At 49.6% G+C, this 9,594-nt stretch carries 11 protein-coding genes; 5 read left to right on the forward strand and 6 right to left on the reverse strand.

Annotated elements, in window-relative coordinates:
* From B3F49_RS02180 to aspA, 3 genes are all read left to right on the forward strand, one after another.
* On the forward strand, positions 1–306 hold a 306-nt coding region (locus tag B3F49_RS02180; RefSeq protein ID WP_293908774.1), incomplete at its 5' end, for a hypothetical protein.
* A gap of 8 nt (positions 307–314) precedes the next feature.
* A complete protein-coding gene (locus tag B3F49_RS02185; RefSeq protein ID WP_293908775.1) occupies positions 315–533 on the forward strand; it encodes a helix-turn-helix domain-containing protein in 219 nt (72 codons plus the stop codon).
* 156 nt (positions 534–689) lie between these two features.
* Complete coding sequence (gene aspA, locus B3F49_RS02190; RefSeq protein ID WP_293891051.1) at positions 690–2,081, forward strand: aspartate ammonia-lyase; 1,392 nt, start codon at positions 690–692, stop codon at positions 2,079–2,081.
* 320 nt (positions 2,082–2,401) lie between these two features.
* Here aspA and B3F49_RS02195 read toward each other — a convergent pair whose 3' ends face one another.
* Positions 2,402–2,809, reverse strand: coding sequence for a hypothetical protein (locus B3F49_RS02195; protein ID WP_293908776.1), 408 nt, complete (start codon positions 2,807–2,809; stop codon positions 2,402–2,404).
* A 108-nt stretch (positions 2,810–2,917) separates the two neighbouring features.
* Between B3F49_RS02195 and B3F49_RS02200 the strand changes: the two genes are divergently transcribed.
* A complete protein-coding gene (locus tag B3F49_RS02200) occupies positions 2,918–3,247 on the forward strand; it encodes a transcriptional regulator (RefSeq protein ID WP_293891045.1) in 330 nt (109 codons plus the stop codon).
* Between the two features lie 104 nt (positions 3,248–3,351).
* Here the strand turns inward: B3F49_RS02200 and B3F49_RS02205 are convergent, their stop codons facing one another.
* A complete protein-coding gene (locus B3F49_RS02205) occupies positions 3,352–4,506 on the reverse strand; it encodes a GGDEF domain-containing protein (RefSeq protein WP_293908777.1) in 1,155 nt (384 codons plus the stop codon).
* Positions 4,507–4,800: 294 nt separating this feature from the next.
* On the opposite strand from B3F49_RS02205, the gene B3F49_RS02210 reads away from it, so the two are divergent.
* Positions 4,801–5,445 (forward strand): hypothetical protein, encoded by a 645-nt coding sequence (locus tag B3F49_RS02210; protein WP_293908778.1) that lies wholly within the window; start codon positions 4,801–4,803, stop codon positions 5,443–5,445.
* An 81-nt stretch (positions 5,446–5,526) separates the two neighbouring features.
* Here the strand turns inward: B3F49_RS02210 and B3F49_RS02215 are convergent, their stop codons facing one another.
* From B3F49_RS02215 to B3F49_RS02230, 4 genes are all read right to left on the reverse strand, one after another.
* Complete coding sequence (locus B3F49_RS02215) at positions 5,527–6,876, reverse strand: ABC transporter substrate-binding protein (RefSeq protein ID WP_293891036.1); 1,350 nt, start codon at positions 6,874–6,876, stop codon at positions 5,527–5,529.
* Positions 6,877–6,958: 82 nt separating this feature from the next.
* Positions 6,959–7,798 (reverse strand): carbohydrate ABC transporter permease, encoded by an 840-nt coding sequence (locus B3F49_RS02220; protein ID WP_293891033.1) that lies wholly within the window; start codon positions 7,796–7,798, stop codon positions 6,959–6,961.
* Positions 7,798–8,706, reverse strand: coding sequence for a carbohydrate ABC transporter permease (locus B3F49_RS02225; RefSeq protein ID WP_293891030.1), 909 nt, complete (start codon positions 8,704–8,706; stop codon positions 7,798–7,800). The genes B3F49_RS02220 and B3F49_RS02225 overlap by 1 nt, the downstream gene beginning before the upstream one ends.
* Before the next feature lie 298 nt (positions 8,707–9,004).
* Complete coding sequence (locus B3F49_RS02230) at positions 9,005–9,370, reverse strand: NlpC/P60 family protein (protein ID WP_293908780.1); 366 nt, start codon at positions 9,368–9,370, stop codon at positions 9,005–9,007.
* Positions 9,371–9,594: the final 224 nt, after the last annotated feature.

Raw genomic sequence — 9,594 nt, forward strand, 5'->3', positions numbered from 1 at the left:
CTTGGCTTGTTGTTTTTATACCTGCTGCGCTCGATTCTTCACACACTTGCCCAGTCCAAAGGCTTCACCCGAACGCTTCCCGACAAGATAACCAACATGGGATATATCCTGCTGATTCTAGCCTATGCAAAGCAGTTGTTGCTGGTCTTTGTCTTTACCCGGGACTTGGGAGAACTTTCAGGCTTGCTTGGCTTCCGCTTCCAGCTGCTTCCCAATGAGGCTGTCTATGCACTCATTCTGCTCGTGCTCGCTCGGGTGTTCAGCTACGCATTCGCCTTGCAGCGTGAATACGAGCAAACGGTCTAGGCAAGCGTATGGCAATCATTATACGACTTGACCGTGTGCTGGCGGACCGCAAGATGTCACTAACCGAATTATCCGAGAAGGTGGGTATCACGATAGCAAACCTTTCCAATCTGAAGACAGGGAAGGTGAGTGCCATCAGGCTGAGTACCATGGAAGCAATCTGTGAGGCCCTTGGCTGTCAGCCCGGAGATTTGTTTGAGTACAGGCAGGAGGATGATTTAGGTTGAATTCACTGCCGTTGCATGCGATGATGCAAGCACTATAACAGTAATCAGGGAAACGGGATGAATAAGAGGACAGGAATGGAATGACTGGCTTGCGCATCGTCTTTGGCGATGCGGCTTGTTCATGCACGGGCTCTGGTGCAGAGGAGATGTATCGGTATGGATGCATGGAGGATTGAGCACGACTTATTGGGTGATAAGCAGGTTCCTTCAGACGCCTATTATGGGGTGCAGACTGTTCGGGCCATGGAGAACTTCGTGGTGTCGAATATTCCGATATCCCGGTTTCCCTTCTTCATTCAGGCTTTGGCTTACATCAAGAAGGCTACTGCCTTGGCGAACCTTGAGTATCGTATTCTCGATCCAGCGGTAGGGGGAGCCATCATCGAAGCGTGCGATGAGATCATTGCCGGCAAACTGCATGACCAATTCCCCGTCGATGCCATCCAAGGAGGAGCGGGAACCTCCACCAACATGAATGCGAACGAGGTCATTGCAAACAGGGCATTGGAGCTCTTGGGCAAGAAGCGCGGGGAATACAAGATCATCCACCCAAACAACCATGTCAATCTTTCCCAGTCGACCAACGATGTCTATCCCACTTCCATCCGTCTGGCGGCTGCTTGGATGCTTGATGCTCTGCTTGTTGAACTTGAGAACTTCAAAGCATCCCTAGAGGAAAAGGGCAGGGAGTTTCACGATGTTTTGAAGATGGGGAGAACCCAGCTTCAGGACGCCATCCCCATGACGTTGGGGCAGGAATTCATCGCTTGGGCCGAGAGTGTGGGAGAGGATATCGAACGGATGCGGATCGCCAGGACGCTCTTGTATGAGATCAACATGGGAGCAACTGCCATCGGCACCGGCTTGAATGCCCCCAAAGGGTATGCCGAGGTGGTCACCCGGCATCTGGCACTGCTAACCGGCCTGCCTCTGGTCCCTTCGAGGAACTTGATCAAGGCCACCCAGGATTCGGGTGGATTCATCGAGCTCAGCGGTGTGCTCAAGCGAATTGCTGCAAAGGTTTCCAAGATTTGCAACGACCTTCGCCTCCTTTCCTCCGGCCCGAGGGCGGGTATCAACGAGATCAATCTGCCGCCCATGCAGCCGGGCTCGTCCATCATGCCGGGCAAGGTGAATCCCGTCATTCCCGAAGTGGTCAACCAGGTTGCTTTCGATGTCATCGGCAACGACCTTGCCATCACGCTTGCCGCCGAGGCCGGGCAACTGGAGCTCAATGTAATGGAGCCCTTGATTGCTTTCAAGCTCTTCACTTCGATCAACAACCTTACCAATGTATTGCATATCCTGACAAACCGCTGCATCATCGGCATTACTGCAAACAAGGAGCGTTGCAGGGAGATGGTGGAGAACAGTATTGGCCTGGTAACGGCTCTTGTTCCTGTATTGGGGTACGAGCTCTGTTCCGAGATTGCCAAGAAGGCTCAGAAAACCGAGGGATCCGTCTACAGGATAGTGCTTGAGGAAGGGTACTTGAGTGAAGAGGACCTGAAACGGATCCTCTCTCCAGAATCGATGCTGAATGGGTGAGCGCTTGACCGGTAGGGAGCATGACAGGGCTTGGTTTGAGCAGAGCATGGCTGTCATCTGGGTGACTGTGGTGTACACCAGCCGGTTCCTTGGCAGTCCATATTCAGAAGACACCAGGATCGTGCATCCCGGGCCAAATACCAGAAAGGAGTGAGTTTTCTGCGTGTCGGCAGCATGAAGATCTTCCGCGACCTCATTATACAGCATGCGGGGTGTGGTGAGTGACGACCACCTTCAAATTCGTACGTATCGGGGCCTGTCAGAACATGAAGATGTTATACATCCTGGAAAATAAAAGGCTGGTGGATTCAAACAGGCTGTTACTCTCTGATCAACGGATCGAATGAGGTGCCCCTGGCGGAAGGCACGTACCAATTCCGGTCTGTATCGAAGGTTAGAAAGGCATCGGTCTCTGTATGTTTCTTGAGCATGGGAATGGGCCTCGGGCCTGCCCAGTTCTTCCTCAGCTTGTCGTGTGTATACTTGATCGTTATCCTGTCGCCGACAGAAAGATTGCTCTCGCTTCTCACAACCATAATGACTTCGGCTTTGGCCTTCACCTCGGTATTGCCTGAAAATAGGTTGTACGACTTGGATACCGACAGTACCTTGATCTGTATGTGCTCTGGAGAGCGCATCTGCATAAGACGGTACTCGGAAGGTGCAATCTCCGCTCCCAAGGTTGAGAGGAGCAGCATCAGTGTCATCATCAGGATAAGACGTTTCACGCACGTATGTCTCCTTGTGTGTATCATGTATGGTACAAACAGGGAATTGTCAATCACAGGGCATGCTGTGACTGGACAGCCGGTACAGCAGGCAGTAGGGTGATAACTATGGCAACCACTGAGGATTTTATAGAATTTGTTGTAAGCCAGATTGATGAGAGCTGGCAACCGCTCTATAGGAAAATGTTCGGATCGTACATGCTCTATATCCATCGCAAGCCGCTCTTTTTGGTATGCAACAACACCGTGTATGCAAAGCAGCTGGAAATCCTGAAAGACGTACTTGCAGAGGCGGAGAAAGGCTTCCCGTATCAAGGTGCCAAGGAGCATTACATTGTCGACGTAGAGGACAGGGATCTGCTCGAGCAGGTGATCGCTCTCTCAGAGCCCCTGATTCCCATCCCTGTCAAACGCTCGCGGAAAAAGAAGCAGGGCTGAAGACGATGCCCGAGCGGTCGCACTTGATGCAATTCACGAAAGAAAAGGGGAAGTGGACGAATTAGAGATATTTTGTGTTTTAAACTCTGTGACAAGAAGGCGTGTCAGTGCACTTCCTTTTTACGTATCTCCTTCTGTATATACAAGTCCTTGTCTGACAGGTCGATCAGTGTTTCCACCGTGATACCGGGGAACCACTCCGCCATGCCGATGCTTGCCGACAAGACTCTGCCTTTGAGTTCGGGTATCGTGATGCTTGCTATCTCTTCCTGGATGGTTTCCTTCACCGCCTGTGCCTGCAGCAAGGTGGTGGCAGTGAGAATGACGGCAAACTCATCACCACCATACCGGAAACATACCTTGGAAGTGTTTGCAGCTTTGACCAGCGCCCGTCCAAAGTGTTTCAGTACGATATCGCCGACAGGATGTCCATAGGTGTCATTGATGGTTTTAAATTCATCGACATCCAGAAGGCAGAGTACAAAATTCTGGTTTCGTTTCTTCGCTTCGTACTGGACTATTCTCAAGGTTTTTATGAACGCCCGCTTGTTTCCCAATTTGGTCAGGTCATCGATGCCGCTGCGGTCAAGGATGGTGACAATGAGAATATAGAGAGCGAAGGTGAGCGCCAAGGTGAACAGGGCGGACGGGGTATTCAGCACCCAAGCAAAATTCGAATATTGCTCTTTGAGGAAGTCCTTTGAGTAGTCGACGCCAACCAAACCTACAATGTGCTGGTCACGCTGATCGATGATGGGGGCGTACGCAGAAAGATAGGTGCCCCAGACACTGTCCTCACCCAAGTCGGTTACCGTTGTTTCACCATTTTTGAGCGTGCGCAGTTCATGCTCATCCATGGCATCCCGGCTGCCGAAGGGGGAGAAGAGCACTGTGCCAATTTCCTCCCCGTCAAGGACGAATACGCTGGTTTCGTCATCCAGATACTTGCTGGTGTAGATGAAGGTGGCGTCGCTTTTGGATTTGATCTCGCGCAGGACTGCATTAAGCTTTTGGTAGTCCTGTTCCAGCTTGCTGCCGGTCGTCAGCGATTCTGCTTCCGAGATCGGGCGATAGCGTTCAATGTCGTAGGAGAGGAAGGCCGCCACGGTACTGGCGATATTGAGTGCTTTCTCCTGTGTTTGGGTAAGCAGCAACGTCTTGTTTCTGTTGTACAGGAAGCGGACTGGTATGGAAACGCAAAGTCCTACGGCAAGCAAGAGCACCAAAAAGAGATTGCGCTTCCACGTCTTCGTTTGCATTTCGCTCCTTCTTTGGTCGATTGCCGGTTTTCCACCAAGAATGACAAAAACTCGGCATGCACCTTGTCCATACTTATACCGTAGGGAACCCTGTTTGTCATCTGAAAACTGTTGTATCGGCTCAATTTTTGTAAGAAGCAGGTAAGAACTTGAAGTCAAATCATGTCTTAACACATTGCCAGAAATCTGTCACATATGAGGAATGTATTGGATTGTACGATTTTTATTGACAAAGATGATGCATGTCGTGCGACTATTCTCTCATATTGTATCAATAAAAGGTGTGACTCAAACATGAAAAGAAATCTTCTTCGTTTCGGACTTGTTGTAGCATTGCTCGGCATGCTTATCAGCTGTGATATGTCCATGGATAGTAGTGCGCTCTCCCGCAGCATGTCAGCAAGTACTGAAGATGCATCACGCAAGGTTGAAAAAAGCGGCGCTCCTGCAAGTTTTACTGCGACAGTGAATGTCTATCAGCAACTGGGCAGTGTGGCAACCGAGCACAAAGGCGACAGCAACCATTACAAGACCGTTGAGGAGACCTTGCAAAGCTTTGCCTACGGGCCGTATGGTGGAACCATCAAATCCGATTGGCCTTTGCTCAATGGCAAGAATGTCATCATGAACAATGTGACCAACTACAATCTCGATCCGGTTTCCGGTGCGATTTCAGGTTCCAACCATAGTGTAATCCAGGTTGTCGATGAGGCTAAGCAGGTGGTAGCAGTGCTTCAGGCAAACGGAACGATTGATGGCTCATTGCTTGGTGCTGAGATTTCGATGAACTGGACGCTCAAGGAAGTCCTGGGCAAGAAGATCAACGCACGAGGCAAGGTAGGAGGACTCTTTACTTGGGCTGTGTTCAATGATGAGACAATGTCCTTGGAATATATCCTTCCCAACGGGACATTCACCCTTACGGGAACGTACAACTAAACGATTTCGGACAGAAAATAAAGAGGACTGTTGTGCTGTTACAACAGTCCTCCGTGTTTCGATCACCAAACTCTACTGGGTTTAGTAGTTGACCAGGTTATAGGTTTCGATTGCCTTGTTGATGTCCTTGGCCATTCCGTTGAGTGTGGCTTGTGGATCCAATTCATTGTTTGCAAGTCGGGCAATGTAGTTCTGTACAATCTGGCGGGCTTCGGAGAACACGCTCAGCAGGGCACCGGCATACTGCGGAGCAGAGCTATGCAGCTGGTCGATGGCTACCTGGAACTGAGGATACTTTGCGATGTTTTCCTTGAAGGTTGCGGTCTGGGCTGCAGCAACGGTTACGGGGAAGTAACCGGTCTTGGCATTCCAGAACGCCTGCATCTCGGGAGAGACCATGAACTTCAGGAATTCCCAGGTTGCATCCTCTCGCTCCTGCTTGCCGGTATCCATCATCCACAAGCTTCCGCCGCCGACCGATACACCACCGACGTCATTGCGGTTGATGGACGGAAAGTAGGCAACGCCGATCTCAAACTTGTCACCGACGTTCAGAAGCAGGGACTTGAGTGCTGCAGTGGATTCGGGAATCATGCACACATTACCGGAAATGAAGGCTGCCTTGGCATCATCATTGCCCATGTTGAGGTACGGGGAGATTCCTTCCTTGAGGATTTTGTCCCAAACTTTTATGATCTGCAGACCGCCGCCGTTGGTGTCGAATTCGACTGCGGTGGCGTAGTCTTTACCACGACCATTGTTGTTGTTCACATAATGCAGACCCATCTTGCCGATCCATTGTTCAAAGAACCAGCCGTAGTTGCCCATGCCGTAGCCATAGCGCTTGACCGTTCCATCGGGATTGACGATCTTCAGCTTCTCGGCGATCTCATAGATGTCCTCGAAACAGGTGGGAACCTTGGTGATTCCAGCCTCTTCGAAGGCGGTCTTGTTGTAATACAAGAGCGGGGTGGAGCTGTTGAACGGCATGGAATACAGGGTGTTGTCAACGGTGTAGTAAGCAGCGATATTCGGCTCGATCTGGCTGATATCGTACTTGTCTTTTTCAATGTACTCTTGTACAGGAAGAATCCAGCCGGAGTCGATCATGTACCGGGTACCGATATCGTACACTTGGATGATGTCGCAGGGATAGTTTCCGCCGGAAGCCTGGATCTTGGCGAATTCATCGTCATAGTTGCCCTGGAACTCATACTTTACTTTGATTTTCCCTTCATTCTGCTTGTTGAACTCATCGACCATCGATGCGAGTGCTTCACCGTTCACTCCTCCCATTGCGTGCCAGAATGTGATTTCCACCGGTCCTGCTGGTTTGGCAGGAGCTGCCTTGGTTGCTTCCGAGGCTCCGCCTGCGAAGAGGGAACCTGCAATCAAGAGACCGACGAGAATCAAACACAACGTTTTCTTCATTTCCTTTTCTCCTTTTATTGAAATACCATGGAATGAATCAGCCATTCCAGAAACACCTATATTCAGGGACGAAAACCTTCAATCATCCCTTCACAGCACCAGCCATCAAGCCGTTGATCAGCTGCTTGTTCATGAAGACGAAAATGCTCAGCGACGGTACGATGACAATGACAACACCGGCCATCATCAGGCCCAGGGAAACAGCATCGATGTCGTAAAGCATCGAGATGCCGATTTGCACCGTGCGGAACTCCCGGGAATTGGTCACCAACAGCGGCCACATATATTGGTTCCACGTATTCAAGAATACATAGGCTCCCAAGGCTCCGAGGGCGGGGCGGGAGAGCGGGACGACGATGCTTGTCAGGAATCGGAGGTTTGAGCAACCATCCAGCTTGGCGGCTTCATAGAGCTCTTTCGCGAATGTCAGGTAGTACTGCCTGAGCAGGAAAATCCCCATGGCGCTGGTAAGGAAAGGGAATATCAAAGCCCGGTAGGAGTCCAGCCACCCCCACTGTGCCATGGTCAGGTAGTTGGCGATGATCGTCACTTCTCCGGGGACCATCATGGTTGCAAGTACGGCAATGAATAAAATCTTCTTCCCCTTGAACTGGAGGAAGGAGAAAGCGAAGGCGGCCAAGGAACAGGTGACCATCTGTCCGAGCATCACCGTCGTCGATACGATGAACGAGTTGAGAATCATGCGGGGGAAGTTGTAGTACGGATTGGTGAACGCCTGGATATAGTTGGTGAACTTGACCGATGTAGGTATCAGGTGATTGCCATAGATCTCATCGGGTGGCATGACCGATATGGATATGGTGTAGAGCAAGGGTACGAGAATCACCAACATCAAAGGGATGTTCAGAAGAAAGCGTCCTGTATTTTGTAGTAGTCGTCTTTGTCGGGTGGCTATGCGCATCAGTAGTTCACTCCTTTCTTTTCAAATCTGAACTGGATGATGGTGATGACCATCACAATCAAGAAAAGAATGACCGATCTGGCGGCGGCCGCACCAAACCTGAAATTTCGGAATGCATCCTTGTAAATCGACCACACCATGACGTTGGTCGCATCGCCAGGGCCTCCCTCGGTCAGCAGCTTGATCTGGCTGAAAGATTGGAAAGCCCCGATAATATTGATGATTATCTGGAAGAACAGCGTTGGGGAGATGGAAGGGAGGGTGACAGAGAACACTTTTCTCCAATACCCGGCACCATCGACAGAGGCACTGTCATACAGCTCCCCGGGTACGTTCCTGAGGCCTGCGCTGATGAATATGAAGTTGATCCCGCTGGTAAGCCAGATGGTCAGGCCTACAACCGATGCAAGGGCATAGCGGGAATCGCCGGTAAAGTTGATTTGTGTGCCCATCAATTGGTTCAATAGTCCGTTGGTGGGGTGCAGTATCATCTTGAATGCCATTGAGGCTGCAGCCGATGCAATGGCGATTGGCATTGCATATACAGCAGCAGAAAAGCCAGAGCCACGATACTTCTTCTCGGTAAGCAGGCTGGACGTCAAGCCGACGAGAAGGCCGCCCAATGCAACGGCTATGACAAACTTGAAGGTTACCGCCACACTCGACCAGAAAGAAGGGTCTTTGAACAGCGTGAGATAATTGTCATTGCTGGTAAATGCAACGAATATTTTTGCCTTGCCGGTTTTGTTGGTGAGGAACATGCTCAAGAATATGGTACGGAGAAATGGATAGTAGAGGAACAAACCGAAGATGATCAGGGCCGGGAGTAAAAACAGGTAGGGTTCAGATAGCGAGAGGAATTTTTTCTTCCTCAATGTCGGAATATTCGTTTTAACTGAATCTTTCATCGCATGCTCCACGTGTATCAAGGTATTCAACATAAAACCAAAGGGATGCGTACTAACTTGCCTGTCACTTCTGATCAGTACTGGAGGACTATCGCTTAGCTCTCCTGTTTGATGGAATTGCAAGGTCTTTTCACTCTGGTTGTAAAAAATCAACGGTAACAGAAAACGTTCTCAGACCATCATTATAGGCCTGCTATTTTCAATGTGCAAGAAAATGTTTATTATTTAAGCGATATTAAGCACGATATCTTTACTAACTTGGCTTAATTTACAGAGGAAATTGTGTTCTGAATTCCAATTATGGTTGTACCAGCATCCGTCCGAAGCCTTTGATTTTGGGACTGGAAGCAGGATACATGCGGATTTCCACGCTACCGGTAACTGAGTACGCATCCAAAAATTCAATTTCTGCATCGAAAAATTGATGAAAGATGGCTACATGGGTGATATCCTGCTCCTCACCCATGAAAATGATATCACCACACAATGGTGTCTGTACTGGTTTTGTATAAAAGGCAAAAAGCTCTGTTGAAGTGGTATCGGAGAAAGGTAGTTTCAGGCCATACCGTTCTCCAACCTCTTGGTAAATATTAATCACCAAACCGGAATAATCGGTATTGGCTTTCGGTTCATGCCGATATGACTGGACTTCCTGTGCAGGCAAGCTTGAATTGTTGACAACATGCTTCTCCTTTGATAGGTTTTGGAAATCTTATGAGTACAAAGGGATTTCTTCTATGAAGGGTATCGTTCGACCTTGGTAACACAGCAAAGCAAGTAACCAATAGCTCAGCCCATGTGTGGCAGGGCTGTCTTTGTGCATCCGGTGTTCGAACTTTATAGGAGATATTCACTATGCAAACACTTCGTTGGAAGACGCAATTCTTC

Origin of the sequence: Sphaerochaeta sp. UBA5836, assembly GCF_002432845.1 — a bacterium.
Lineage (GTDB): Bacteria > Spirochaetota > Spirochaetia > Sphaerochaetales > Sphaerochaetaceae > Sphaerochaeta.